The sequence below is a fragment of the Streptomyces sp. NPDC059787 genome (genome assembly GCF_042732315.1).
GTDB classification, from domain to species: domain Bacteria; phylum Actinomycetota; class Actinomycetes; order Streptomycetales; family Streptomycetaceae; genus Streptomyces; species Streptomyces atrovirens.
Genome location: NZ_JBHWHX010000017.1, coordinates 23,594 through 48,461, shown reverse-complemented (window position 1 = coordinate 48,461; position 24,868 = coordinate 23,594). Strand labels below are relative to the sequence as shown.

General features: G+C 70.0%; 28 protein-coding genes, 1 tRNA gene, 1 pseudogene and 1 riboswitch. Of the genes and pseudogenes, 9 read left to right on the top strand and 21 right to left on the bottom strand.

Translation table 11 applies throughout. From position 1 onward, the window contains the following. Window positions 1-42: 42 nt before the first annotated feature. Window positions 43-129 (top strand): annotated as a pseudogene (locus ACFV5H_RS18320) (nuclear transport factor 2 family protein); the annotation flags it as partial. A gap of 85 nt (window positions 130-214) precedes the next feature. On the opposite strand, the gene ACFV5H_RS18315 reads toward ACFV5H_RS18320, so the two are convergent. From ACFV5H_RS18315 to ACFV5H_RS18290, 6 genes are all read right to left on the bottom strand, one after another. Next, window positions 215-538: a hypothetical protein gene (locus ACFV5H_RS18315; RefSeq protein WP_385052700.1), complete on the bottom strand. Its 324-nt coding sequence runs from the start codon at window positions 536-538 to the stop codon at window positions 215-217. 278 nt (window positions 539-816) lie between these two features. Continuing rightward, window positions 817-1,275 (bottom strand): TIGR03618 family F420-dependent PPOX class oxidoreductase, encoded by a 459-nt coding sequence (locus tag ACFV5H_RS18310; RefSeq protein WP_385195776.1) that lies wholly within the window; start codon window positions 1,273-1,275, stop codon window positions 817-819. Window positions 1,276-1,315: 40 nt separating this feature from the next. Continuing rightward, window positions 1,316-1,861 (bottom strand): TetR/AcrR family transcriptional regulator, encoded by a 546-nt coding sequence (locus ACFV5H_RS18305; protein ID WP_385052707.1) that lies wholly within the window; start codon window positions 1,859-1,861, stop codon window positions 1,316-1,318. Window positions 1,862-1,877: 16 nt separating this feature from the next. Then, window positions 1,878-2,462: a sugar O-acetyltransferase gene (locus tag ACFV5H_RS18300; RefSeq protein ID WP_385052710.1), complete on the bottom strand. Its 585-nt coding sequence runs from the start codon at window positions 2,460-2,462 to the stop codon at window positions 1,878-1,880. 243 nt (window positions 2,463-2,705) lie between these two features. Then, a complete protein-coding gene (locus ACFV5H_RS18295) occupies window positions 2,706-3,182 on the bottom strand; it encodes a DUF2267 domain-containing protein (protein WP_385195773.1) in 477 nt (158 codons plus the stop codon). 137 nt (window positions 3,183-3,319) lie between these two features. After that, complete coding sequence (locus ACFV5H_RS18290) at window positions 3,320-3,748, bottom strand: Hsp20/alpha crystallin family protein (protein WP_385195771.1); 429 nt, start codon at window positions 3,746-3,748, stop codon at window positions 3,320-3,322. A 217-nt stretch (window positions 3,749-3,965) separates the two neighbouring features. Here ACFV5H_RS18290 and ACFV5H_RS18285 point away from each other — a divergent pair, with 217 nt between their 5' ends. Further along, window positions 3,966-4,268 (top strand): hypothetical protein, encoded by a 303-nt coding sequence (locus tag ACFV5H_RS18285; protein ID WP_149548306.1) that lies wholly within the window; start codon window positions 3,966-3,968, stop codon window positions 4,266-4,268. A 34-nt stretch (window positions 4,269-4,302) separates the two neighbouring features. On the opposite strand, the gene ACFV5H_RS18280 is transcribed toward ACFV5H_RS18285, so the two are convergent. The 3 genes from ACFV5H_RS18280 to ACFV5H_RS18270 all read right to left on the bottom strand — a co-directional run bounded on the left by ACFV5H_RS18280 (window position 4,303) and on the right by ACFV5H_RS18270 (window position 8,037). Further along, window positions 4,303-4,662, bottom strand: a complete 360-nt coding sequence (locus ACFV5H_RS18280) for a VOC family protein (protein ID WP_385195769.1) — start codon at window positions 4,660-4,662, stop codon at window positions 4,303-4,305. Between the two features lie 57 nt (window positions 4,663-4,719). Beyond that, the gene (locus ACFV5H_RS18275) at window positions 4,720-6,240 is read right to left on the bottom strand and encodes an MFS transporter (RefSeq protein ID WP_385195766.1); all 1,521 of its coding nucleotides are present in this window, start codon (window positions 6,238-6,240) and stop codon (window positions 4,720-4,722) included. 432 nt (window positions 6,241-6,672) lie between these two features. Next, window positions 6,673-8,037, bottom strand: coding sequence for a DUF445 domain-containing protein (locus ACFV5H_RS18270; RefSeq protein ID WP_385195764.1), 1,365 nt, complete (start codon window positions 8,035-8,037; stop codon window positions 6,673-6,675). Window positions 8,038-8,257: 220 nt separating this feature from the next. Here ACFV5H_RS18270 and ACFV5H_RS18265 point away from each other — a divergent pair, with 220 nt between their 5' ends. Next, a complete protein-coding gene (locus ACFV5H_RS18265; protein ID WP_385195762.1) occupies window positions 8,258-9,631 on the top strand; it encodes an SGNH/GDSL hydrolase family protein in 1,374 nt (457 codons plus the stop codon). A 338-nt stretch (window positions 9,632-9,969) separates the two neighbouring features. Here ACFV5H_RS18265 and ACFV5H_RS18260 read toward each other — a convergent pair whose 3' ends face one another. From ACFV5H_RS18260 to ACFV5H_RS18245, 4 genes are read right to left on the bottom strand one after another with little or no spacing between them, the layout of a single operon-like run. Continuing rightward, window positions 9,970-10,752, bottom strand: a complete 783-nt coding sequence (locus ACFV5H_RS18260) for a DUF1707 domain-containing protein (RefSeq protein ID WP_385053109.1) — start codon at window positions 10,750-10,752, stop codon at window positions 9,970-9,972. 33 nt (window positions 10,753-10,785) lie between these two features. Next, on the bottom strand, window positions 10,786-11,763 hold the full coding sequence (locus ACFV5H_RS18255) for an ATP-binding cassette domain-containing protein (protein WP_385053106.1): 978 nt from the start codon (window positions 11,761-11,763) through the stop codon (window positions 10,786-10,788). A 6-nt stretch (window positions 11,764-11,769) separates the two neighbouring features. Continuing rightward, window positions 11,770-12,534 (bottom strand): ABC transporter permease, encoded by a 765-nt coding sequence (locus ACFV5H_RS18250; RefSeq protein WP_385195900.1) that lies wholly within the window; start codon window positions 12,532-12,534, stop codon window positions 11,770-11,772. 49 nt (window positions 12,535-12,583) lie between these two features. Then, on the bottom strand, window positions 12,584-13,384 hold the full coding sequence (locus tag ACFV5H_RS18245) for an ABC transporter permease (protein ID WP_385195760.1): 801 nt from the start codon (window positions 13,382-13,384) through the stop codon (window positions 12,584-12,586). A gap of 223 nt (window positions 13,385-13,607) precedes the next feature. On the opposite strand from ACFV5H_RS18245, the gene ACFV5H_RS18240 reads away from it, so the two are divergent. Beyond that, the gene (locus tag ACFV5H_RS18240) at window positions 13,608-15,953 is read left to right on the top strand and encodes a transglycosylase domain-containing protein (RefSeq protein WP_385195757.1); all 2,346 of its coding nucleotides are present in this window, start codon (window positions 13,608-13,610) and stop codon (window positions 15,951-15,953) included. A gap of 267 nt (window positions 15,954-16,220) precedes the next feature. Beyond that, a complete protein-coding gene (locus ACFV5H_RS18235; protein WP_385053094.1) occupies window positions 16,221-16,475 on the top strand; it encodes a hypothetical protein in 255 nt (84 codons plus the stop codon). A 175-nt stretch (window positions 16,476-16,650) separates the two neighbouring features. Here the strand turns inward: ACFV5H_RS18235 and ACFV5H_RS18230 are convergent, their stop codons facing one another. From ACFV5H_RS18230 to ACFV5H_RS18220, 3 genes are all read right to left on the bottom strand, one after another. After that, complete coding sequence (locus ACFV5H_RS18230; protein WP_085574012.1) at window positions 16,651-16,971, bottom strand: multidrug efflux SMR transporter; 321 nt, start codon at window positions 16,969-16,971, stop codon at window positions 16,651-16,653. A gap of 33 nt (window positions 16,972-17,004) precedes the next feature. After that, window positions 17,005-17,066, bottom strand: a riboswitch (guanidine-III (ykkC-III) riboswitch). Between the two features lie 66 nt (window positions 17,067-17,132). Beyond that, complete coding sequence (locus ACFV5H_RS18225) at window positions 17,133-17,489, bottom strand: co-chaperone GroES (protein ID WP_004930971.1); 357 nt, start codon at window positions 17,487-17,489, stop codon at window positions 17,133-17,135. A 45-nt stretch (window positions 17,490-17,534) separates the two neighbouring features. Continuing rightward, the gene (locus tag ACFV5H_RS18220) at window positions 17,535-17,864 is read right to left on the bottom strand and encodes a DUF3618 domain-containing protein (RefSeq protein WP_385053128.1); all 330 of its coding nucleotides are present in this window, start codon (window positions 17,862-17,864) and stop codon (window positions 17,535-17,537) included. A gap of 148 nt (window positions 17,865-18,012) precedes the next feature. Between ACFV5H_RS18220 and bcp the strand changes: the two genes are divergently transcribed. Beyond that, window positions 18,013-18,480 carry a thioredoxin-dependent thiol peroxidase gene (bcp, locus tag ACFV5H_RS18215; protein ID WP_385053091.1) on the top strand — a complete coding sequence of 156 codons (468 nt, stop codon included), beginning with the start codon at window positions 18,013-18,015 and terminating at the stop codon, window positions 18,478-18,480. Between the two features lie 39 nt (window positions 18,481-18,519). Next, window positions 18,520-18,606 (top strand) — tRNA-Leu (locus ACFV5H_RS18210). Between the two features lie 4 nt (window positions 18,607-18,610). Here the strand turns inward: ACFV5H_RS18210 and rdgB are convergent. From rdgB to ACFV5H_RS18190, 4 genes are all read right to left on the bottom strand, one after another. Further along, a complete protein-coding gene (rdgB, locus tag ACFV5H_RS18205) occupies window positions 18,611-19,213 on the bottom strand; it encodes an RdgB/HAM1 family non-canonical purine NTP pyrophosphatase (RefSeq protein ID WP_385053089.1) in 603 nt (200 codons plus the stop codon). Window positions 19,214-19,247: 34 nt separating this feature from the next. After that, a complete protein-coding gene (locus tag ACFV5H_RS18200) occupies window positions 19,248-19,646 on the bottom strand; it encodes a hypothetical protein (protein ID WP_385053087.1) in 399 nt (132 codons plus the stop codon). Window positions 19,647-19,791: 145 nt separating this feature from the next. After that, complete coding sequence (gene rph / locus ACFV5H_RS18195; protein WP_385053084.1) at window positions 19,792-20,529, bottom strand: ribonuclease PH; 738 nt, start codon at window positions 20,527-20,529, stop codon at window positions 19,792-19,794. A gap of 96 nt (window positions 20,530-20,625) precedes the next feature. Next, window positions 20,626-20,859, bottom strand: coding sequence for a glucose PTS transporter subunit EIIB (locus ACFV5H_RS18190; RefSeq protein WP_030868674.1), 234 nt, complete (start codon window positions 20,857-20,859; stop codon window positions 20,626-20,628). A gap of 185 nt (window positions 20,860-21,044) precedes the next feature. Between ACFV5H_RS18190 and ACFV5H_RS18185 the strand changes: the two genes are divergently transcribed. Then, window positions 21,045-22,352: a PTS transporter subunit EIIC gene (locus ACFV5H_RS18185; RefSeq protein ID WP_385195754.1), complete on the top strand. Its 1,308-nt coding sequence runs from the start codon at window positions 21,045-21,047 to the stop codon at window positions 22,350-22,352. 278 nt (window positions 22,353-22,630) lie between these two features. After that, window positions 22,631-23,893: a PTS transporter subunit EIIC gene (locus ACFV5H_RS18180; RefSeq protein WP_385053079.1), complete on the top strand. Its 1,263-nt coding sequence runs from the start codon at window positions 22,631-22,633 to the stop codon at window positions 23,891-23,893. Between the two features lie 117 nt (window positions 23,894-24,010). On the opposite strand, the gene ACFV5H_RS18175 is transcribed toward ACFV5H_RS18180, so the two are convergent. Next, window positions 24,011-24,763, bottom strand: a complete 753-nt coding sequence (locus ACFV5H_RS18175) for an MBL fold metallo-hydrolase (RefSeq protein WP_385053076.1) — start codon at window positions 24,761-24,763, stop codon at window positions 24,011-24,013. Between the last annotated feature and the right edge of the window lie 105 nt (window positions 24,764-24,868).

The window sequence follows — 24,868 nt, the reverse complement described above, 5'->3', positions numbered from 1 at the left end:
ACCACGCCACTCACCTCGGCAATTCCCTTTTCAACTGTTGACGGTTCCATGGAGAGGTGGGCGCGCGGTCACATGACGGACGAGTGGGCCCGGTACCAGTGGGTCTTCACCACTCCGGACGGAGGCCCCGCCTCCTGAGCCGTCCTCCGCGCGCCCTGCCCCCGTTCGCGGTGGGGGCAGGGCGCGCCGGGGCCGCGCCGGCCCTCCGGGGCGGTCACCAGCAGGGGCTGCCGTCGTCCTCACGCCAGGCGATGTCCGTGACGTACATGGGCATCGTGAAGTAGCTGCCGTGATTGCTGGAGACGCATGACGTCCTGGGCCCCTGCTCCTCCTGTCCGACGACGACGTACGTCATCGTGACGTCCTGGGACGTCCTGTTGTAGAAGATGTGGCCGAGGGCGCTGCCCGACCATTCGTCGTCGGTCACCAGCGACGGCGGCATGTCCGTGTCGCCGTACCAGAACTCGGGCCAGACGCAGAACGTACCCGTCCGGCAGTTCCCGGGAGACCACGCCGACGCGCTGGGCGCGGATGCCATGACACCGAGGAAAGCCGCGGGTATCGCCGCGAGGGCAAGGGACTTCAAACGCATGAAGGACTCCGATCTCGGAACGTCATGCGCATGCTCACAATGAATATGTTGAAATGGCAAGTACCTCTTTTCGGCCTTCCCTGGCCGGTTCGAGACCGACTCGCCCCCGTCACTGAACCAGGCCGCCTCCGAGGGCGCCCGGGTGCGCGTACCCGGACCGGTCGGGCGGCCGGCCGGTGCGCCGTCACCGCCTCCACCGGCCACCGCGACCTCGTCCCACCCGCCTAACCTTCGATGTCGAGCGCCGTCCCGTACAGCCGGTCCACCTTCAGCCGGATGACCACCCGGCGCTCGGCGACCAGTTGTTCCAGGAACGCCTCCTCGTCCTCGGGCCTCGCGGATTCCGGGATCATGTCGAGGAGTTCGCGGCCGACCGCGTCGCCGGGAGCCGTCGTGACGCCGGAGGTCTCGGCCTCGCCCTCGGCGACGGCGAACGACCACACGTCGCCGCCCTGCACGTGCAGCGCCGCACGCGGGTCGTGCCGCAGGTGCTTGAGCTTGACGCGGTCGGCCGTGGTCGAGAAGCGCGCGATGCGGGCCTCGGGGTCCCAGCTGTACACCATGGTGGTCAGATGGGGGTGGCCGCTGCGCTTGACGGTGGCGAGCGTGCCGAACCGCTGCCGGCCGAGCAGGGTGGAGAGGGCTTCGTCGGACAGGGCGCGAGGGGCCGGTTGTTGAGTCATGCTGCCCTCAACCACCTTTTGGCCAGCGGTATTTCACGGATCAGGGCGCGGCGGTGACGCGGGCGACCGCCTCGCGGGTCAGTGCGCGGTCGGACGGGGTGTCGTCCAGGGCGCGGTGGAGGGCCAGGCCCTCGATGAGGGCGTCCAGCTGGCGGGCCGTGGGCGGGGGGAAGTGGTGTTCCAGGAGGGCGCGGCTGCGGCGCATCCAGCGGGCGCACAGTTCGCGGTACGGCTCGTGGCGGGCCGCCAGGGTGTAGAGCTCCTGGACGAGGATCAGGTCGCGGCGGGGGCCCTCGGAGAGGGTGTGGATCAGGTCGGTGACCGCTTCCCGGGCCTGGTCGGGGGTGGTGGCGCCGCCGAGGTGGTGCTCGAAGACGGTCACCACGTGGTCGGCGTAGCCGGTGAACGCCTCGTGCAGCAGGTCGTCGATGCCGGTGAAGTGGTACGTCATCGAGCCCAGCGGCACCTTCGCACGAGCGGCGATCTTGCGGTGGGAGACGCCCGCCACGCCCTCCTCGGCGATCAGGTCGAGCGCCGCCGCGAGGATGCGCTCGCGGCGGTGGGGGTCGGCGTGTCCGGTGGCCATGGCTCGCGGTCGGGGCTCAGAGGGTGCGGACCGGGCGGGCCGGGTTGCCCACGGCCACGACGTTCGCCGGGATGTCCTTGGTGACCACCGCGCCCGCGCCGATGACGGAGTTGTCGCCGATGGTCACTCCGGGGCAGATGATCGCACCGCCGCCGAGCCAGACGTTGTCGCCGATGGTGATGGGCAGGGCCGCCTCCAGCTTGTCGCGGCGGGGCCCCGGCTCCACGGGGTGCGTGGGCGTGAGGAGTTGGACGTTCGGGCCGATCTGGCAGTCCTCGCCGATGGTGATCCGCGCGACGTCCAGGGCGGTCAGGTTGTAGTTGACGAAGGTACGGGCGCCGATGCTGATGTTGCTGCCGTAGTCGACGTACAGCGGCGGGCGTACGTCGACGTCCTCGCCCACCGAGGCGAGGAGCTCGGTCAGGATCGGCCTCGCCTCGGTGGGGTTCTCGGGGTAGGCGGCCTGGTAGCGGGCCGCGAGCCGCATCGCGCGCTGCTGGCGGCGGGCGATCTCCGGGTCGTCGGCGATGTAGAGGTCGCCCGCGAGCATGCGCTCGAGGTTCGTGCGCGGGTCGTTCGCGAAGTGGTCGTCCGTCGGCATGCGTACGATCGTACGCCCTGAAGCGTACGTTCGTACACTCCAGACGGGACCTCCTCGGCTCCTTCGCCCCGTTCTATACGGAATTCTTTGCCTTCCGGCTCGCAGGATGGCGGGTGGGGAGGGGCGGCGTCGAACCGTTCGGTGGGTGGTGACGGGATCCGGACGTGATCCGGCCCCGGACACGGGTCCGGGGCAGGATCACGTCGGGCGGTTCTCACATGTGCGGGGGCCGCGGTCCGGCCGTCACGCCGGGGACAGCTCCGCCCGGCCGAAGAGCAGGGCGTAGCCCGGCGGCAGTTGGGCCAGGACGCGGGTGACCAGGGCGTCGCCGACCAGGGCGGGCAGGACGCTCAGGACCGAGCTGACGTCCCAGCGGGCCGTGGCCGGGGTCGCGCCCTCGATGCGGGCCGCCACCGAGTCGACGAACTCCGCGGCGGTCAGCTCGCGGGTCACCGGGATCTGGGAGGCGACCGCTCTCGCCGCCTCCTCGGGCAGGGCGCGGGCCAGGTCGACGCGTTCGTCGCCGACGACATGGCCGCCGAGGGCGGAGAGGACGACACGGGTGATGCTCTCCGCCTGTGACCGTGTCGCGTACTGGCCCGACTCCCGTACGGCGTCGACCAGTCGGTGCCAGCCGTCGTTCCGGGGCGCCGCGGCCGGGGCCGGGACTCCCCCGGCCTGCTTCACGGTCGCGGGCTTCTGCGGTGTCAGCGTGGTCATCCGGTACTTCTCTCCTTCTCCGGTTCTCCAGTGCCCCGGTATCCGGTTCTCCCATGCCCCGGTTCTTCCCGGGCATGTGCCGCTCTGAGGGCCGGATGTGCGCGGGGTGAGCGGGGTGCGCGGGCCGCGCGAGGGGGTCAGCCGCCGATCTGCTTGCGGCTGTCGCCGCCGGTGATCTGGATGCGGCGCGGCTTGGCCTGTTCGGCCACCGGGATGCGCAGGGTCAGGACACCGGACTCGTACGAGGCGTCGATGCGTTCCGTGTCCAGGGTGTCGCCCAGGAACAACTGGCGGGTGAAGGTGCCGGCGGGCCGCTCGGCGACCACGGTCTCCGCACCCTCGGGTGCCGGGGAGCGGCGCTCGGCACGCACGCTGAGCACGTTGCGCTCGACGTCGAGGTCGATCGTCTCGGGATCGATGCCGGGCAGGTCGAAGTGGACGATGAAGTCGTCCCCCGAACGGTAGGCGTCCATCGGCATCGCCGCGGGGCGGCCGTTGGAGGTGGCACCGAGGACCTGCTGCGCGAGTCGGTCGAATTCGCGGAACGGGTCGGTACGCATGAGCATCACGGTCATCTCCTTCCGTGGGTTCATCGGTGCGATGCCCTTACGGTCTTGCCCTTCTTATATAGCCCGGAGGAGGAAAGTTGACAAGCCGGGACTCAGGTTGTGTCACACGGTCGGCTGCGGGCCTGGACGCGGGGACCGTCTCCCGGAGCGCTAGCCTCGGAGTCCGGACGATCCCGGCCCTGCGGGCCGGGGCAGCGGCAGGAGGCAGACAGGCATGGCGAAGGTTCCCAGTTCCGTGGTGGCCGCGAGTGGACTCGTCGGCGGGTACGGCGTGGCCCGCTGGACCCGGAAGCGGCAGCTGGGCGGGGTCGTCCTCGCCGCGGCCGGGGCCGCCGCCGCGCAGCAGTGGCGGGAGCGGGCCGGGGGCAGGGCGGCGGGGGCGCTGTCGGTGGCGTACGTCGCCGCGTTCGCCGGGTCGCATCCGCTGGCGAAGAAGGTGGGCGCCTGGCCCGCCGTGTTCGGGGTGGCGGGGGCCGTGGCGCTCGCCTCCTGGGCGGTGGCCGACCGGCGCGGCTGAGCCGCCGTCCGTCGTACGGGCCGGGGCGTCCTCGTCAGGAGCGGTGCGTCAGGACGTTCACCACGCGGCCGTTCGGGTCGCGGGTGAAGAAGCGGCGTACGCCCCATTCCTCGTCCCGCAGCTCGCGGACGATCTCCGCGCCCGATGCCCGTACCCGCTCGTACACCGCGTCGACGTCCTCCACCTCCACACTGAGGTCGGGGACCACCGGAGCCGTGCGTTCCTCGGTGAAGAAGCTGATCTGGGCGGTGGGGTTGGCCGGGGAGGCCAGGGTGGTGACCCAGCCCATGTTCATGACCTCCTCGAAACCGAGGAGGCCGTAGAAGGTCCGGCTGGTGTCCATCGCCTCCTCGGAGGCGACCTGGATGTCGGGCATGATCCGGCGGATGGTCATCGGGCCGTGGCTCCTGTCGGTCGGGCGGGTTCGCGCGCCTTGTGACGTCCGACTCTGCTACGGCGTCGCCGGTTTCGAGCCGCCCGCGTCCGGATCCGTGGGGGTTTTCGTCTTCGCCTTGGACGCCGCCGCCGTGAGCGGCCTGGCGATGTCCTCCAGGGAGCGGCGTTCCGCGTTCACCGCGAGGAACGCGGCGACCAGGCCCGCCGCGCACATCAGGCCCGCGCCGATCCGGAAGGCGAGGACCGTGTCGCCGACCACGCCCGTTTCCGTGAGCTTCGCGAACAGCAGGGGGCCGCTGATGCCGCCCGCGGCGGTGCCGATGGCGTAGAAGAAGGCGATGGACATCGCGCGGGTCTCCATGGGGAAGACCTCGGAGACCGTCAGGTAGGCGCTGGACGCGCCGGCCGAGGCGAAGAACAGGACGGCGCACCAGCAGGCGGTGAGGGTCGCCGCGCTGAGCGAACCCCGGTCGAAGAGCCAGGCCGTGCCGAACAGCAGGACGCCCGAGAGCAGATACGTGCCGGAGATCATCACCCGGCGGCCGACCGTGTCGAAGAGCTTGCCGAGCAGCAGCGGGCCCAGGAAGTTGCCGGCCGCGATGACGGCGAAGTAGTAGCCGGTGTTGCCGGACGGGACGTCGAAGAACGTGGTCAGGATCGCGCCGAAGCCGAAGGTGATGGCGTTGTAGAGGAACGCCTGGCCGATGAAGAGGGAGAAACCGAGGACCGAGCGCCTGCGGTACTTGGCGAAGACGGTGCGGGCGATCTCGGTGAACGTGACGTTCTCGCGCTGGTGGATGGTCAGCTCGCCCTCGGCGCGGGGCAGCGGCTCGTTCCGCTCGGCCTCGACCCGTTGTTCGATGTCGCCGACGATGCGTTCCGCCTCCTCGTCACGGCCGTGGATCAGCAGCCAGCGGGGGCTCTCGGGGACGTGACGGCGTACGAGGAGGATGACCAGGGCGAGTACGGCGCCGAGGGCGAAGGTCAGGCGCCAGCCGACGTTCGCCGGGAAGATGTCGGTGTTCAGGGCCAGGATCGACAGCAGGGAGCCGCCCACCGCGCCCAGCCAGAAGCTGCCGTTGATCATCAGGTCGACGCGGCCCCGGTAGCGCGCCGGGATCAGCTCGTCGACCGCGGAGTTGATGGCCGCGTACTCGCCGCCGATGCCGAAGCCGGTGAGGAAGCGGAAGAGGAAGAACCACCAGGTGTCGAAGGCGATCGCGGTGAGGGCGGTGGCGCCGAGGTAGACCGCGAGGGTGATCATGAAGAGTTTCTTGCGGCCCCAGACGTCGGTCAGACGGCCCCAGAACAGGGCGCCCGCGCAGGCGCCGGCGACGTAGAGGGCGGCGGCGATGCCGGTGACCTCGCCGGAGGTGATGGGCAGTCCGCTGCCCGGTTCGGACAGGCGGCTCGCGATGTTGCCGACGACCGTGACCTCCAGGCCGTCGAGGATCCACACGGTGCCGAGACCTATGACGACGGTCCAGTGCCAGCGGGACCACGGGAGGCGGTCCAGGCGGGCGGGGATGCGGGTGGTGATCGTGCGTTGTCCGGTCCCGGACTGGGCGGTGGTCATGGGCTCCCTCCCTGGCGAAGCGAACCTCCGTATGCCCCCGGGTGGGGGCTTTCACGCCCGGGGGGCTTGCGGCGCGTCGTGTCCCTGCGGGTGCGTCGGGGTTGTTCGCGCAGTTCCCCGCGCCCCTGGGGGGCGGCCCGTCGTGGGTTCCTGCGGGTCCGTTGTGGCTGGGCGCGCAGTTCCCCGCGCCCCTTGGGGGGCTGCCCGTCGTGGGTTCCTGCGGGTGCGTCGTGGTTGGTCGCGCAGTTCCCCGCGCCCCCAGGGAGTTGCGGTCGCCGTTGGTCGGGAGGACGAGGGGGACCGGGGGAACTCAGGGTGGGGTCGCTTCCCAGGGGCGCGGGGAACCGCGCGACCAGCCACGACGTGCCCGCAGCAACTCTCGGCAGACCACCCCCGAGGGGCGCGGGGAACTGCGTGGACAACCGGGACGCGCTACGCGCCCAGGGCCCGTGACACCGTGTAGATCAGCAGACCGGCGAGCGAGCCGACCACCGTGCCGTTGATGCGGATGAACTGGAGGTCGCGGCCGATGTTGGCCTCGATCTTCTTCGTCGTGTGCTCCGCGTCCCAGCTCGCCACCGTGTCCGTGATCAGGGAGGTGATCTCCTTGCGGTAGGTGGTGACCACGTACACCGCCGCGCTCTCCAGCCAGCCGTCGACCTTGCCCTGCACCTTGGGGTCGAGCGACATACGGGCACCCAGGGAGAGCAGCGAGGCGCGCACCCGCAGGCGCAGTTCGCTGCGCTCGTCCTCCGCCGCCGAGACGATCATGGATCGTACGGCCGTCCACACGGAGGCGATCAGGTCCTGCACCTCGCTGCGGCCGATGATCTCGCTCTTGAGGCGCTCGACGCGGACGCGGGTGTCGGTGTCGGACTGGAGGTCGGAGGCGAAGTCGGTGAGGAAGCGGTCCAGGGCGCCGCGCGCGGGGTGGGACGGCATGTCGCGCATCTCGGTGATGAAGCGCAGCAGCTCCTTGTAGACGCGCTCGCCGACCTTGCGGTCCACGAACTTGGGGGTCCAGCCGGGCGCGCCGCCGTGGACGGCGTCCATCACGGTGTCGCTGTGCAGCACCAGCCAGTCGTGCGCGCGGGTGACGATGACGTCCACGGCCCGTTCGTGGCCGCCGTCGGCGACGATCCGCTCCAGCAGCTTGCCCATGCCGGGCGCGATCTCCTGGGCGTCCGCGCGGCGGGTGATGGCCTCGCCGACCACCGCCTGGACGTCGGAGTCGCGCAGCACGGTGAGGGCACCGCGCAGGGCGGCCGAGAGCTCGGCGGTGACCCGGTCGGCGTGCTCCGGGACGGAGAGCCAGGCGCCGAGCCGGCTGCCGATGCCGACGGCGCGCAGCCGCTGCCGTACGACGTCCTCGGAGAGGAAGTTCTCGCCGACGAACTCGCCGAGGGAGACGCCGAGCTGGTCCTTCTTGGTGGGGATGATCGCGGTGTGCGGGATGCGTAGGCCGAGGGGGTGACGGAAGAGGGCGGTGACGGCGAACCAGTCGGCGAGCGCGCCGACCATGCCGGCCTCGGCCGCGGCGGCGACATAACCCGCCCAGGGGCCGGCGCCCTGGTGGGAGGCCCATTTGGTGAGGACGTAGACGACGGCGACGAACAGCAGCAGTCCGGTGGCGGTGAGCTTCATACGGCGCACTCCGCGCCGCTTCTCCTCGTCCGCGGGGCTGAACGTGTTCATCGCGCGGTTGGTGAAGGCTCCGGTGCGGGCATGCTGACCTTCGGCGTTCCGGCCGGCGCCTTCCGCCGCTTTCGCCTTTTCTGTCGTCTCAGTCCGTTCCATCCGCTCCACCCGTTCGGCGATCCCTCACACATTGTCCCTTCCTGACCGACTCCTGGAACGCGACAGGAGTTCCCGGCGTCTGTCCGGAGGGGGTTTGTCCAGGGGGATCACCCAAGGGTTCCTCGGCGGTCCCTCGCGTCAGCCTTCCCGGCCCGTGGATCATCATGGGTTCATCAGATCGGAGCCTCTCGCTCCCGTCTTCCGAGGAGAACAGAAGAGCATGACCCGGGGTCGTGACGGGGGCCCGCAGGCGCCTCCCGCCAAGCAGCGTGCCCTGCTCGCCGCGGTCGTCGCCGCGATCCTGGCGGTCTCCGCCGCCATATACGTCGGTGCCGGCGTCGGAGACGGCGACGGTGCGCGGGAACGCGGCGGCCTCGCCGGTGGTCATGACGCCCGGAACAACCCGGCCGCGCCCGCCTCCACCGGCACCTGGGTCGGCTCCTGGGCCACCTCCCCGGCCGGGGGCGAGCCCGGCACCGAGACGACGGGGCTCGCGGGCCGCTCGGTGCGCAACGTCGTCCACACCAGCGCCGGCGGTACGAGCGCCCGCGTCACGCTGTCCAACCTGTACGGCCAGTCGCCGCTGACCGTCACGCACGCCTCGATCGCGGTGTCCGCGGGTACGGGCACGGCGGCGGCGCTCGCGGAGACCGTGCGGCCGCTGGCCTTCGCCGGGAGTCCGGCGGTCGTCGTCCCGGCGGGCGGGGAGGTGGTGAGTGACGTCGTGCGCATCGCCGTCCCGCACGACGGGGACGTCCTGATCACGACGTACTCCCCCACCGCGTCCGGGCCGGTCACCTATCACCCGCACGCGCGCCAGGTCTCGTACGTCGCCGACGGCGAGCACACCCGGGACGCGACCGGGGCCGCGTACACCGGGCAGAGCACGTCCTGGCGGTACGTGACCGCGCTGGACGTGCTGAGCAACGAGGCGGACGGGACGGTCGTCGTCCTCGGTGACTCGCTGACGGACGGGGTCACCTCGACGGTCGGCGCGAACAGCCGGTGGCCGGACGTGCTGTCCGACCGGCTGCGGTCGGCTGTCGCCGACGGGCGGGACGTGCCTCGGTACAGCGTCGTCAACGAGGGGATCAGCGGGAATCAGGTGCTCGCCGACGGGCGGGGGCGGCCGGCCTCGAATCCCAGTGGGCTGAACCGGTTCGAGCGGGATGTGCTGGGGCGGACGAACGTCGAGGTCGTCGTCGTCGTGCTCGGGATCAATGACATCCTGCGTCATCCGGGGGTGGCTGATCCGGATGCGATCGTGGCGGGGCTGGAGGAGCTGGTCTCGCGGGGGCATGCGCGGGGGGTGAGGGTCGTGGGGGCGACGCTCATGCCGTTTCGGGGGCATCGGGGGTATACGGATGCTCGGGAGGTCGTGCGGCAGCGGATCAATGCGGAGATTCGTGCCGGGCGGGTGTTCGATGCGGTGGTCGACTTCGACGAGGGGTTGCTTGATCCGTATGCCCCGCGGCGGTTCCGGTCGGAGCACGACTCCGGGGATCATCTTCATCCGAGTGACAAGGGGTATGCCCGGATGGCGGAGGTCTTTGATCTCGATGATCTGAAGGGTGGGGCTCCGGCGCGGTTGTAGGGGGTTCGCAGGGGGTTTTTCGCCCCCGCCGCCCCTTCCCGTCCCGAACCTGGGGCTCCGCCCCAGACCCCGCTCCTCAAACGCCGGAGGGGCTGAGGTGATCCCGGAGGGGCGGGGTGTGCCCGGAGAGGGCTGGGGTGATGCCGGACAGGCGGGGGTGGTCCCGGAGAGGGCTGGGGTGATCCCGGAGGGGCTGGGGTGATCCCGGACGGACTGGGGTGGTCCCGGACAGTCGAGGGTGATGCCGGACCGGCTGGGACGGTGCCGGACCGGCTGGAATGGGGCCGGACCGGCTGGAATGGGGCCGGGCCGGCTGGGACGGTGTCGGGCCGGCTGGGTCAGTGGTCGTCTCGGCCGTGTGGCTCGTGTTGTTCCTGGCGGGTCCGGGAGTGCGGGTTCAGGTGGTCCTGGAGGGAGGTCTCCAGTTCTCTGCGGCGTTCCTGTTTGCGTTCCAGTTTTTCCCTGCGGCGTTCCTCGCGCAGGCGCTGCTTCTCCGCGCGGGGGAGTTTGCGGTCGACGCCCACGCCGCCCCAGAAGGCGAAGCCCGTGACGATCACGCGGGGGGCGCCCGGCTCACCCGGTACGCCCTCCTCACGGTGGTCGAAGCCGCCCATGACGCCGATGCCGCGCACGACGACCTCGACGCCGGGCGGGACGATGACCTCCACCCCGCCCATGATCGCGACCGCGTTGATGACGACCTCGCGGTCCGCGAAGTACGCCTCCCGCAGATCGATCTCCCCGCCGCCCCAGAAGGCGAAGCAGTTGAAACGGCGCGGCGCCGTCCACCTGCCCCTGCGCTGGAAGCCCGACATCACGGCCACCGCCCACGACGACGTGCCCGAGTCGTCGCCGCCGACGATCCTGTCCCCCCAAGCGCCGCTCCGCTCCGGCTGCTTGGTGAGGGACACCGCCGGTACGGACGCCCCCTGGTCCGGCAGGTCGCGGGTGATCGGCGTCAGGTCCCCGTACGTGCGCGCCTTGTACGTCGCGTCCAGCCGCTCCTCGAACTCCTCCATGTCGAGGCGGCCCTCCGCGAGGGCGTCCCGCAGGATCTCGGCGACCCGTTCACGGTCGGCGTCGGAGGCGCGGAGGTCCGGGGCGGCTGCGTCGTCGGTCATACCAGCAGCCTACGAGTTGTCTCCGCCGCACGGCTACGAGAGGGCCCGTCCGGCTCGCTCCTCGTACATTCTGGCGATCACCGCCTCGATGTCCGGCTCCCGCACCGAAAGGTCCACCAACGGGTACCGTGCCGCGATCCGCGCCACCAGTTCGGCCGCCGACGCCGACGCAGGGAACGCCAGCCACTGCCGGGGCCCCTCCACCCGTACCACCCGCGCGGGCGGCGGCGCCTCGATCGGCGGGAGTTCCCGCTCCAGGTCCACCACCAGCGTCCGCTCGCTCTCCCCCGCCTCGTGCAGCCCGGCGAGCGGACCGTCGTACACCAGCCGGCCGTGGTCGATGACCATCACCCGTGAGCACAACTGCTCGATGTCCTGGAGGTCGTGGGTGGTCAGCAGCACCGTCGTGGCCCGTTCGGCGTTCAACTGCCGCAGGAAGTCCCGCACCCTGGTCTTGGAGATGACGTCCAGGCCGATCGTCGGCTCGTCGAGGTAGAGCACCTCCGGGTCGTGCAGCAGCGCCGCCGCGATGTCCCCGCGCATCCGCTGGCCGAGCGAGAGCTGGCGCACCGGCACGTCCAACAGCTCTCCCAGGTCGAGGAGTTCGGTCAGCCGGTCGAGGTTCTCCCGGTACCGGGCGTCCGGGATGCGGTACATGCGGTGCATCAGCTTGTACGAGTCGATCAGCGGGAGGTCCCACCACAGCGTCGTACGCTGCCCGAACACCACCCCGATGCGGTGCGCCAGCCGGGTCCGCTCGCGGGACGGGTCGATCCCGGCGACCCGCAGCCGGCCGCCGCTCGGCGTGAGGATCCCCGTCAGCATCTTGACCGTCGTCGACTTCCCGGCACCGTTCGGGCCGATGTAGCCGACCATCTCGCCCCGCGCCACCGTGAACGAGATCGAGTCGACCGCCCGCACCCGGTGCCGCTCCCGCTTCAGGAAACCGGTCTTCCTGCGGACGTCGAAGACCTTCTCCACGCCGTCGAGTTCGATGAAAACGTCATCCACCGTCCGTCAACTCCCCGTGCTCCGGTACGACCTGAGACCCGTCCGCCACGCCAGACCCGCCAGCGCACAGCAGCCCACCGCCACCAGCGGCGACGCGAAGGCCGCCCAGCCCGGCAGACCGATCGGATAAGGCCGCTCCAACACGTAGGCGGCCGGTACCCAGTTGACGAAGGCGAGCGGCAGCATGAACGTCACCCCGCGCACCAGGTCCTTCCCGAACACGCTCGGCGGATACTGCAGCAGCGTGTTCCCGCCGTACGTGAACGCGTTCTGCACCTCCGCCGCGTCCTGCGCGAAGATCTGGAACGCCGCGCCCGCCACGAACACCGCCGAGAAGATCGCCGCGCCGCTGACCACCATCACCGGCACCAGCAGCACCTTGACCGCACTCCAGTCGACGTCGACCGCGACCAGCGCCCAGCCCAGCACCACCGCGCCCTGCGTGATCCGGCCCAGCCGGCGCACCGCGAAACGGTCCGCGCCGACCTGCGCCAGCACCGGCACCGGACGCACCAGCAGGACGTCGAACGAGCCGTCCCGCATCCGCCCGCCCAGCACGTCCATCGAACCGAGCACCAGGTCGGCGATCCCGAACGCCGTCGCCGACAGCCCGTACAGCAGGGCGATCTCCGGCAGCGACCAGCCGCCCAACGAGTCGACCTGCGAGAACATCAGCAGGATCCCCACGAAGTCCAGCCCGGTCACCAGCAGGTTCCCGAACACCGTGAAGACGAAGGACGTACGGTAGGTCATCCCGGACCGCACCCACATCCCGGCGATCAGCCCGTAGGCCCGCACCCCCTCCACGAGCACACCGTGCTCACCCACCCTGCACCACCACCCGCCGCGTCGCCACCGACTGCAACAGCCGCCCCGCCGCCAGCAGCGCCACCGCCCACGCCGCCTGGAACGCGAACGCCCCCAGCGGATCCGTCTCCCCCATCAGCACATCCGCCGGAACCTGCAACTGCGCCGCCCACGGCAACACCCGCACCACGTCACCCAGCCCGTCCGGGAAGGCGTTCAGCGGCAGCACCATGCCCGAGAAGAACACCCCCGTGATCATCAGCACCTGGCCGACACCCCTGCCGTCCATCAGCCAGAACACACTCAACGCCGCCAGATAGCGGATCGCGAAACTCACCACCGCCGCCAGCAGCAGCGTCACCGCGAACGCCAGCCACGGCATGACCTCCGTGGGCAGCGCCATCGTGAAGAACAGCGAACCGAACACGAACGGCACCACCCCCCGCCCCAGCATCTGGAACGCCGCCCGGCCCACGTCACCCGCCAGCCACCACAGCTGCAGATCCACCGGCCGGTACAGGTCGACGGCGATCTCACCCGTACGGATGCGCTCCATCAGATCCTTCTCGGCGCCCCCGCCCTGGATCGCCAGCGTCGCGTACAGACACTGCCCCAGCCACACGTACGTGACCGCCTGCGCCTGGTCGTACCCGCCGAGCCCCGGCCGCTCGTCCCACAGCGCCAGATACGTGTACACCAGGATCAGCCCGAACACCGTGTTCGTGAACACCCCGGCAGCGGTCGCCAGCCGGTACGACGCGTACCGCCGGAAACCCCCCGCCGCGACGGCCAGATACAACCGCGCCGAGCCCACGCCCCGCCCTCCTCCCGCCTCCGGCACCGAAGCGCAGGAGCCTAGTGCGCCCGCCACGTCCCCGGCCACGCGTTTTCGTTGGGGCCATGTGTGTGACAAGCCGCGTACGCGCGCCACGCGCGGCGTCGGCGGGGACGCGCCACCGGATGGGACAGTCTTCAATAAGAGGCACACACCACGGCGTAGTGGAACAAGCCAGGCGAAACAGGAGTCCGTGCACGACATGAGCGACGAGCCGCAGCCGCAGCCGCCCGGGAAGCAGCCCGGGGAGCACTCCGGGAAGCAGCCCGGAAAGGGCTGGGCACCGAGAAAGCCCCAGACGGCCGCCGCCACGAAGAGGCCCGAACGCACCGGATGGCGCCGGCTGCTCCCCACCTGGCGCATGCTCCTCGGCGGCTTCCTCGTCGCCGCCGCGGTCGTCATCGGCGGCTTCTTCCTCGGCTACCACCTCGTACGGATCCCCGCCGCCAACGCCCTCGCCACCCAGCAGGCCAACGTCTACCTCTACGCCGACGGCTCCGTCATCGCCCGCGACGGCGACGTCAACCGGGAGAACGTCACCCTCTCCCAGATCTCCGAGGACGCCCGGCACGCCGTCCTCGCCGCCGAGGACCGGGACTTCTACACCGAGTCCGCCATCGACCCCCAGGCCATGGTCCGCGCCGCCTGGAACACCGCCACCGGCAAGGGCAGACAGTCCGGCTCCACCATCACCCAGCAGTACGTGAAGAACTACTACCTCCGCCAGGAACAGACCGTCACCCGCAAGGTGAAGGAGTTCTTCATCGCCATCAAACTCGACCGCGAACAGACCAAGGACCAGATCCTCGAGGGCTACCTCAACACCAGCTTCTTCGGCCGCGGCGCCTACGGCATCCAGTCCGCCGCCCACGCCTACTACGGCATCGACGCCTCCGAACTCGACGCCGGCCGCGCCGCCTACCTCGCCGCCCTCGTCAACGCCCCCAGCCAGTACGACGTCATCACCCACCCCGAGAACCGCGACACCGTCGAGGACCGCTGGAACTACGTCCTCGACGGCATGGTCGACGAAGGCTGGCTCAGCACCTCCGAACGCGCCGGCCTGACCTTCCCCATGCCCCAGCGGAGCACCGTCTCCACCAGCCTGTCCGGGCAGCGCGGCTACATCGTGAACATCGTCAAGAACCAGCTCGTCCAGAACGACATCGTCGACGAGGACACCCTCGACACCGGCGGCTACCGCATCACCACCACCCTGCACAAGGACAAGCAGGACGCCTTCGTCGACGCCGTCAACGACAAACTCATGGACCGGCTCGACAAGGAGAACCGCGAGGTCGACACCTACGTCCGCGCCGGCGGCGCCTCCGTCGACGTGAAGACCGGCAAGGTCGTCGCCCTGTACAACGGCATCGACTACGTCAAGCAGTACACCCCCAACGCCACCCGCCGGGACTTCCAGGTCGGCTCCAGCTTCAAACCGTTCGTGTTCACCGCCGCCGTCGAGAACGGCTCTCGCACCCGCGACGGCCGCCCCATCACCCCCAACACCGTCTACGACGGCACCAGCGAACGCCCCGTCCAGGGCTGGCCCGGCGACCGCTACGCCCCCGAGAACGAGGACCACCGCGACTACGGCGACATCACCGTCCGCGAGGCCACCGACAAGTCCGTCAACGCCGTCTACGCGCAGATGGCCGTCGACGTCGGCCCCGACAAGGTCCGGCAGACCGCCATCGACCTCGGCCTGTCCGAGAACACCCCCAGCCTCTCCGACGCCGGACCCTCCATCGCCCTCGGTGTCGCCACCGCCAGCGTCCTCGACATGGCCGAGGCGTACGCCACCCTCGCCAACCACGGCAAACACGGCGACTACACGATGATCGAGAAGGTCACCCAGAACGGGCGGAACATCGACCTGCCCGACCGCCACACCCGCCAGGCCGTCAGCCGCCAGGCCGCCGACACCACCACCTCCGTCCTGCGCGGCGTCGTCGAGAGCGGCACCGCCACCGCCGCCCAGACCGCGGGCCGCCCCGCCGCCGGCAAGACCGGCACCGCCGAGGAGGACACCGCCGCCTGGTTCGCCGGCTACACCCCCGACCTCGCCACCGTCGTCGCCGTCATGGGCCAGGACCCCGTCACCGCCGGCCACAAACCCCTCTACGGCGCCATGGGCCTGCCCCGCATCAACGGCGGCGGCGCCCCCGCCGAGATCTGGGGCCAGTACACCCGCGAAGCCCTCAAGGACGTACCCGTCACGGCCTTCAACCTCCGCCTCCAGCCCGGCGCCTGGAAGACCCAGCCGCCCCCCGGCGACTCCAGCACCGGACCGTCGTCCTCCGGCGACCCGAGCGACGGCGGCGGCAGCGACGGCGGCGGCGAGGCGCCGGCCGAGGAGTCCACCGGCCAGGACGAAGAGGAACAGCCCCAGGGACAGACCGCCGGCGGCACCACCGGCGGCGGGACGGAAGACGACAGCGGAGCCACCACAGGCGACACCGGCGAAGGCGACGCCAACGGAGACGACGACCCCGGCCCGGGCGGCCTCACCGGCTCACTCATCCAGAACGGCCGCTGGGACTAGAGGGCCCGTCCCCTGACCGCCGAGAACGACATCACGAGTTCAATCCCACCATGCTGGAATTACCCTTCGAGTTCACCCGGCGGTGGAAATCATCTCCCTCCGTTTCGCAATTACTTCGCGGAATAAAGCGCCATCGGATCCGCGTGCGCGATCTTTTCGGGAAGAGGTTGCTCTCCGGGTGTCGCACGGTCTACGTTTCCCGCAGACGCCCCCCTGCGGCGTACGCAGCATCTACACCCGTGGCATTGATGAAATGTGGGGAAACTGATGAAGTCCTGGCGCACTCGTGCCGCCGCCGGTCTCGCGCTCGGTACCGCCCTCGTGTCCATACCGCTGACCGCGGGCACCGCCTCCGCCGCCACCACCCCCCGCTGGACGCCGGTGGCCAACTTCTCCACGCCGACCGCGTGCCAGACGAGGGGCAACGTGATGGCCCAACAGGGCCAGATCATCAACTTCCGCTGCGACATCGGACAGAACAAAGTGGGAATCCACTGGACCCTTTACGTGCAGTACAGCTAGGGTTCACGGTTCCATAAAGGCGCCATTCCCGTGGGTAACACGGATTCCGGAGACCATTCGGTCGATACGGTATCCGGTGTACCGACGGGAAAGCGGCGGCCGCACACGCGGCCGCCGCAACCGTTTGTCCCGGTCTCCCGCCCCACGGCGAGATCCGGCACATCCCGCCCGCCGCTCAGTGCCCGGACGTCGCCTTCAGCCCCACCACGGCCACCAGCAACAAACAGATGAAGAAGATCCGCGCGGCCGTCACCGGCTCACCCAGCACCAGCATGCCCAGCACCGCCGCCCCGGCCGCACCGATCCCCACCCACACCCCGTACGCCGTACCGATCGGCAGCGTACGAGCGGCGTACGACAGCAACAGCATGCTCGTCACGATCCCGGCGCCGGTCAGCACACTGGGCACGAGCCGGGTGAAACCGTCGGTGTACTTCATCCCCACCGACCAGCCGACCTCCAGCAGACCGGCGACGACAAGCAGAACCCAGGCCATGACAGGCACCTCCGGGACACGAACGGAAACGGGGGTGCGTCGTCTTTGCCTTCACCCCGGTACGGCGCGTCTCGTCGGGGCCCTCTCGGGTCCCCCCACCCTAGCCCGAAAACAGGAAAAGGGCTGGTGACAACGGTCACCAGCCCCTTCCCACCACCGATCTACAGGTACAGACCGGTCGAATCCTCGGAACCCTCGAAACGGTCCGCGGCCACGGCGTGCAGATCGCGCTCCCGCATCAGCACGTACGCCGTCCCCCGCACCTCGACCTCCGCCCGGTCCTCCGGGTCGTACAGCACCCGGTCACCCGGCTCCACGGTCCGGACGTTCTGCCCCACCGCGACCACCTCGGCCCAGGCCAGCCGACGGCCCACGGCCGCCGTCGCGGGAATCAGGATGCCGCCCCCGGAACGCCGCTCGCCCTCACTCGTGTCCTGCCGCACGAGCACGCGATCGTGCAACATCCGGATGGGCAGCTTGTCGTCCTGGGAACCGTGCTCGTGTCTCTTGGCGCTCACGTCCTGAAACCTACCTGCATCCGCCCCGAACGCACGCGCTCGGGGTCACCGCCCGCGCCGACGGGACCCGAAGGCCAGCAGCCCCACGACCCCCACCACCAGCACCGCCACCGGAACGACCCGCTCCAGCCGGGGCGAGCCCTCCTCGTCCACGAACTGCGCCTTGACGTCACTCACCACGCCGTTGACCCGGACGTACGCCCGCCCCAGCGTGTGATCGACGTTCGAGACGACCCGGGCCCTGGCATCCCCCACGATCGTCTTCGGATGCACCCGCACACCGATCTCGTCCAGGGTCTCGGCCAGCACCGCACGGCGGCGCCTGATGTCCGCCTCGATCTGCGCCGGGGTTCTGGTGTCCGCCGTGTCCGCCACCGTGCCGCCTCCGAAATCCACTGATACCTGTGTACCCGTGCCGGACAGTCTGTCAGTTCCACGCCGCCGCGCACTGTCAGGACCCCCGGTTACCCTCGATCCCGGTATCCGATCCACGCAGCGCGTACGTACGAGGAGATCCAGACCGATGAGCGAACGCCTCCAGCCCGGGGACGAGGCCCCCGCCTTCACCCTGCCCGACGCCGACGGCAACGAGGTGTCCCTGGCCGACCACAAGGGCCGCAAGGTCATCGTCTACTTCTACCCCGCGGCCCTCACCCCCGGCTGCACGAAGCAGGCCTGCGACTTCACGGACAACCTGGAGCTGCTGGCCGGCGCCGGCTACGACGTCATCGGCATCAGCCCCGACAAGCCGGAGAAGCTCGCCAGGTTCCGCGAGGCGGAGTCGTTGAAGGTCACCCTCCTCGCCGACCCGGAGAAGCAGGTCCTCGACGCCTACGCCGCCTACGGCGAGAAGAAGAACTACGGCAAGACCTACATGGGCGTCATCCGCTCCACGATCGTCGTCGACGAGCAGGGCAAGGTCGAACACGCCCTCTACAACGTCCGCGCGACGGGCCACGTGGCCAAGATCATCAAGGATCTGGGCATCTGACTCCGCTGCCCGGCCGCTAGCATGGCCGGGCAGCATCAGGCGGCCGTGGTGGAATTGGCAGTCACGCTGGGTTTAGGTCCCAGTGGGGTAACTCCCGTGAGGGTTCGAGTCCCTCCGGCCGCACCAGTCTTCAGCCGAGCAGCTCCCGCACCACCGGCACCAGCGCCCGGAACGCCTTGCCGCGGTGGCTGATCGCGTTCTTCTCGGCCGGCGTCAGTTCCGCGCACGTGCGCGTCTCGCCCTCCGGCTGGAGGATCGGGTCGTAGCCGAAGCCGCCCGTGCCTGCGGGGGTGTGGCGGAGGGTGCCCGTCAGGTGGCCCTCGACCACTCGCTCCGTGCCGTCGGGGAGTGCCAGGGCCGCCGCGCAGGCGAAGTGGGCGCCCCGGTGTTCGTCGGCGATGTCCGAGAGCTGGGCCAGGAGCAGGTCGAGGTTGGCCTTGTCGTTGCCGTGGGTGCCGGACCAGCGGGCGGAGAAGATGCCGGGGGCGCCGTTCAGGACGTCCACGCAGAGGCCGGAGTCGTCGGCCACTGCGGGGAGGCCGGTCGCCTGGGCCAGGGCGTGGGCCTTGAGCAGGGCGTTCTCGGCGAAGGTGACGCCGGTTTCCTTGACGTCGGGGATGTCGGGGTAGGCGTCGGCGCCGACGAGGTCGTGGGGCAGGCCCGCGTCGGTGAGGATCGACCGGAGTTCGGTGATCTTTCCGGTGTTGCGGGTGGCGAGGATGAGGCGGGTCATGGGCCCAAGTATCCCCGGGCCCATGCGCGGGTCCTTACGGCGTGCAGACCTTGGTGAGTTCGCCGGCCGCGTCGGTGACGGGGCTGATGTCGGGGGTCTCGTCGCCGTTCTGGATGGAGGTGCGGACGTTCTCCACGGCCTTCTCGAGGTCGTCGACGGCCTTGCCGACGTCGGCGTTGTCGGTCTTGTCGCCTATTTCGCCGAGGTTCTTGTCTATGGACTCGAGGGACTCCTCGAGCTGGGTGACGTCGTTGCCCGCGTTCTCGACGGCCTGCTGCATGTCGGTGACGCTGTCGGCGATGGCGTCGGCGGTCTGGACGCAGTCCAGTGCCTTGCCGACGGCGTCGCAGCCGGTGGTGAGTCCGGCGGTCAGCGCGACGGCCGCCAGGGTGGCGGCGACGGCTGTGGTGCGGCGTCGGCGGCTCGCGGCCATGGAACGGTCCCTCCCCTTGTCGGGCCGCCCGGCGGCCCTGGTCGTTGGCCGGGCGCCCGGGGTCGATCCGTGCGCCCGTACTCGTTCAGACGCGGGGGTGGCCGGCGCGGTTGCTCCGCGTCGGCCACTGTCCTTGGTCTGCCCTTTACCTTTCGAGGACGGTATCAAGGGCGGCCCGCTGTGCGGTAGCGAGTTCGGTGCAGCCGGTGACGGCGAGGTCGAGGAGGGCGTTGAGTTCGTCGCGGGCGAAGGGTTCGGCCTCGGCGGTGCCCTGGACCTCGACGAAGCGGCCGTCGCCGGTGCAGACGACGTTCATGTCGGTGTCGGCCTTGACGTCTTCCTCGTAGCGGAGGTCCAGCAACGGAACGCCGCCGACGATGCCCACCGAGACCGCGCTGACGGTGCCGGTGAGGGGCTTGCGGCCGGCCTTGATGAGTTTCCTGCCCTGGGCCCAGGCGATGGCGTCGGCGAGGGCGACGTAGGAGCCGGTGATGGCGGCGGTGCGGGTGCCGCCGTCGGCCTGGAGGACGTCGCAGTCGAGGACGACGGTGTTCTCGCCGAGGGCCTTGTAGTCGATGACGGCGCGCAGGGAGCGGCCGATGAGGCGGCTGATCTCGTGGGTGCGGCCGCCGATGCGGCCGCGGACGGATTCGCGGTCGCCGCGGGTGTTGGTGGCACGGGGCAGCATCGCGTATTCGGCGGTGACCCAGCCCTCGCCGCTGCCCTTGCGCCAGCGGGGGACGCCTTCGGTGACGGAGGCGGTGCAGAGGACCTTGGTGTCGCCGAAGGAGACGAGGACGGAGCCTTCGGCGTGCTTGCTCCAGCCGCGTTCGATGGTGACCGGGCGGAGTTGTTCGGGGGTGCGGCCGTCGATTCGAGACATGGCGCTGAGCCTAGCGTCAGTGGTGTGCGCGGAAGCGCCACATGTGGAAGGGGCCCCTCCCTCGGCGGGACGGGGCCCCTGGGTGAAGCGTGGGCTTCACATCATGTCTTCGATCTCCGCCGCGATGGGGTCGGCGTCGGTGCCGATGACGACCTGGATGGCGCTGCCCATCTTGACGACGCCGTGGGCGCCGGCGGCCTTGAGGGCGGCTTCGTCGACCTTGGCGGGGTCCACGACCTCGGTACGGAGGCGGGTGATGCAGCCTTCGACCTCTTCGATGTTGTCGATGCCGCCGAGCCCGGCAACGATCTTCTCAGCCTTGGTGGCCATGTTCGTTCTCCCTGATCCGAACCGCTTTGTCGCAGTAACCCACAGTTGGCCCATCTTTGCGAGCGGTCCTGTCGTGGGTGCCGAATGATGGCGTCACGACGGCGGAACCGTCCCTCCGACTGGTCTACACCACCGGGTGGACTGCCGCCAAACCCGTCGTCACCGCTTTCGTCGAGGGGGACCGGATGAGTGCCGAGAGTGCCGCCGGCGCCGGGAGTTCGGTCTCTCCCGCGCGGGAACGCTGGAACCGTCTGTTCCAGGGTCTGCAGAAGATGGGGCGGAGTCTGCAACTGCCGATCGCGGTGCTGCCGGCGGCGGGCATCCTGAACCGGCTGGGGCAGCCGGACGTGTTCGGGGACGAGGGTCTGGGCTGGACGAACGTCTCCAGGGTGATGGTGGGCGCGGGCGGTGCGCTGCTGGACGGTTCGCTGGGACTGCCGCTGCTGTTCTGTGTGGGTGTGGCCATCGGGATGGCGAAGAAGGCGGACGGGTCGACGGCGCTGGCGGCGGTGGCGGGGTTCCTCGTCTACTACAACGTGCTGCGGCAGTTCCCGGAGGACTGTCCGGAGGGGTCGAAGGCGGTGCCGATGGTGGGCTGCCAGGTGGCCGACGGGACGGTGACGGCGTTCACGTACCAGAATCCGGGGGTGTTCGGCGGCATCGCCATCGGGTTGGCGGCGGCGTACTTCTGGCAGCGGTTCCACCGTACGAAGCTGGTGGACTGGCTGGGGTTCTTCAACGGGCGGCGTCTGGTGCCGATCATCATGGCGTTCGTGGCGATCGTGTTCGCGGCGCTGTGCCTGTGGGTGTGGCCGCCGATCGGTGACGGGCTGGAGAGTTTCAGCGACTGGCTCAACGGCCTGGGCGCGTGGGGCGCGGGTGTGTTCGGTGTGGCCAACCGGGCGCTGCTGGTGATCGGGCTGCACCAGTTCCTGAACGTGCCGATGTGGTTCCAGTTCGGCAGTTACACCAAGCCGGACGGCACGGTGGTGCACGGTGACATCAACATGTTCCTGGCGGGTGATCCGACCGCGGGCCAGTTCACCACCGGTTTCTTCCCGATCATGATGTTCGCGCTGCCGGCCGCCGGGCTGGCGATCGCGCACTGCGCGAAGCCGCACCGTCGCAAGGAGGTGGGCGGTCTGATGCTGTCGGTGGGGCTGACGTCGTTCGTGACCGGCATCACCGAGCCGCTGGAGTACTCCTTCCTCTTCATCGCGCCGGTGCTGTACGCGATCCACGCGGTGCTGACGGGTGTGTCGATGGCGGTGACGTGGGGGCTGGGGGTGAAGGACGGGTTCAGCTTCTCGGCGGGGCTGATCGACTACGTCATCAACTGGAACCTGGCGACGCGGCCGTGGGCGATCGTTCCGATCGGGCTGTGCTTCGCGGCGGTGTACTACGTGATCTTCCGCTTCGCGATCACGAAGTTCGATCTGAGGACTCCGGGGCGGGAGCCGGAGGAGGAGGTGGAGGACGCGGCGAAGCCGTGATTGCTTAGGCTGGAGGCGGCTGTTCGAGCCCTCGGACCTCGTGGTCCGGGGGCTCTTCGGTGTGCCTGCGGAAGGTTCCGGTCGACGGCCCCGGACGGGCACGGTGGGTAGCCCGCCGGTAGCAGGATTCGCGGGTTCCTTATGCGGCCTTCATCGTGCTACAACAGGTCTACACCACTGAGTGGTGTAGACCATGCGCACGGGTTTCCCGCCGCGCATTCGGGACGCCGCCGTCCTCATGTGTCCTCTGGCGGCGCCTTGCCCACTGGAGGAAGACGATGACCACGGCGAGCACGGCAACCGCCGACAAGAAGAAGGGCGCCGGCGCGATGGCTGTCCTGCAGCGCATCGGCCGCAGCCTCATGCTGCCGGTCGCGGTGCTGCCCGCGGCGGCGCTGCTGGTGCGCCTCGGCAACGACGACATGCTGGGACGCGAGTCGTTCCCCGACTTCATCACCAAGATCGCCGGCTTCATGGCGGCCGGCGGCAACGCGATCCTCGACAACATGGCGCTGCTGTTCGCCGTGGGCATCGCGATCGGCTTCGCGAAGAAGTCGGACGGCTCGACCGCTCTCGCGGCGGTCGTCGGCTACCTGGTCTTCAAGAACGTGCTGGCCACCTTCACCGACGAGAACCTTCCCCAGGTGGGCACGGTCGTCGACGGCAAGGTCGTGATGGTGGACGCGCCGGTGGACGCCAAGGTCCTCGGCGGCGTGGTGATGGGCATCGTGGTGGCGCTGCTCTACCAGCGCTTCTACCGCACGAAGCTCCCGGACTGGGCCGGTTTCTTCGGCGGCCGCCGCCTGGTGCCGATCCTGTCGGCCTTCGCCGGTCTGGTGATCGGCATCGTCTTCGGCTACATATGGCCGGTCCTCGGCACTCTCCTGCACAACTTCGGTGAGTGGCTGGTGGGCTCGGGTGCCGTCGGCGCAGGCATCTTCGGTGTGGCCAACCGCGCCCTCATTCCGATCGGCATGCACCACCTGCTGAACTCCTTCCCGTGGTTCCAGGCGGGCGAGTACGAGGGCAAGAGCGGTGACATCGCGCGCTTCCTGGCCGGTGACCCGACCGCCGGCCAGTTCATGACCGGCTTCTTCCCGATCATGATGTTCGCCCTGCCGGCCGCCTGTCTGGCCATCGTGCACTGCGCCCGGCCCGAGCGCCGCAAGGTCGTCGGCGGCATGATGTTCTCCCTCGCGCTCACCTCGTTCGTGACCGGTGTCACCGAGCCGATCGAGTTCACCTTCATGTTCATCGCGCCGGTGCTCTACGCCATCCACGCGGTGCTGACCGGTGTGTCCATGGCGTTGACGTGGGCGCTGGGCATGAAGGACGGCTTCGGCTTCTCCGCCGGCGCGGTCGACTACTTCCTCAACCTCGGCATCGCCAGCAACCCGTGGGGCCTGGCCCTGGTGGGCCTGTGCTTCGCGGCGGTCTACTACGTGGTCTTCCGCTTCGCCATCACCAGGTTCAACCTGCCGACGCCGGGCCGGGAGTCGGACGAGGAACTGGCGGAACTGCAGAAGGCGGAGGCGAAATAACCCGCTGACCCACGCGAGGCCCGGCCGGATCGGCCGGGCCTCCGCGCTGTCTGCGCCCCCTCGCACACGCACCGTGGGGCGTACCGGGGCAGCCGGACCGGGCCGGCTGCCCCGGCCTCAGATCTCGTACGTCGCCCCGGGTGCCGCCAGCCCCACCGGGCCGGCGTACACCTCGCGGGCGTCGGTGAGGTTGATCTGGGGGTCGGTCCACGGGGGGATGTGGGTGAGGATCAGGCGGCGGGCGCCCGCGCGGGCCGCCGTCTCACCCGCCTCGCGGCCGTTGAGGTGCAGGTCGGGGATGTTCTCCTTGCCGTGCGTGAAGGCGGCCTCGCACAGGAAGAGGTCGGCGTCGCGGGCGAGGTCGTCGAGCGCGGGGCTGACGCCCGTGTCGCCGGAGTACGTCAGTGTCCTGCCGCCGTGTTCGATGCGGATGCCGTACGCCTCGACCGGGTGCGCGACGCGCTCGGTGTGGACGAGGAACGGGCCGATCTCGAAGGTGGACGGCTTGACCGTGTGGAAGTCGAAGACCTCGCTCATGGAGGAGGCCGAGGGGGTGTCGGCGTAGGCGGTGGTGAGCCGGTGCTCGGTGCCCTCGGGGCCGTGGACCGGCAGGGGGGCGCAACGGCCGCCGTCGTGCCGGTAGTAGCGCGCCACGAAGTAGGCGCACATGTCGATGCAGTGGTCGGCGTGCAGGTGGCTGAGGAAGATCGCGTCGAGGTCGTAGAGACCGCAGTGGCGCTGCAGCTCGCCCAGGGCGCCGTTGCCCATGTCGAGGAGCAGCCGGAAGCCGTCGGCCTCGACGAGGTAGCTCGAGCAGGCCGATTCCGCGGACGGGAACGACCCCGAGCAGCCGACGACGGTGAGCTTCATGAAGCAGAAACCTCCGCTGGCGGGTGTGGAGAGACGGGGGTCGTGCGGTTTGTCGAGCGTAAGGCGCAAAACCTGTGGTCGCTCCTCCGCCAGGGTCCGTTGTGG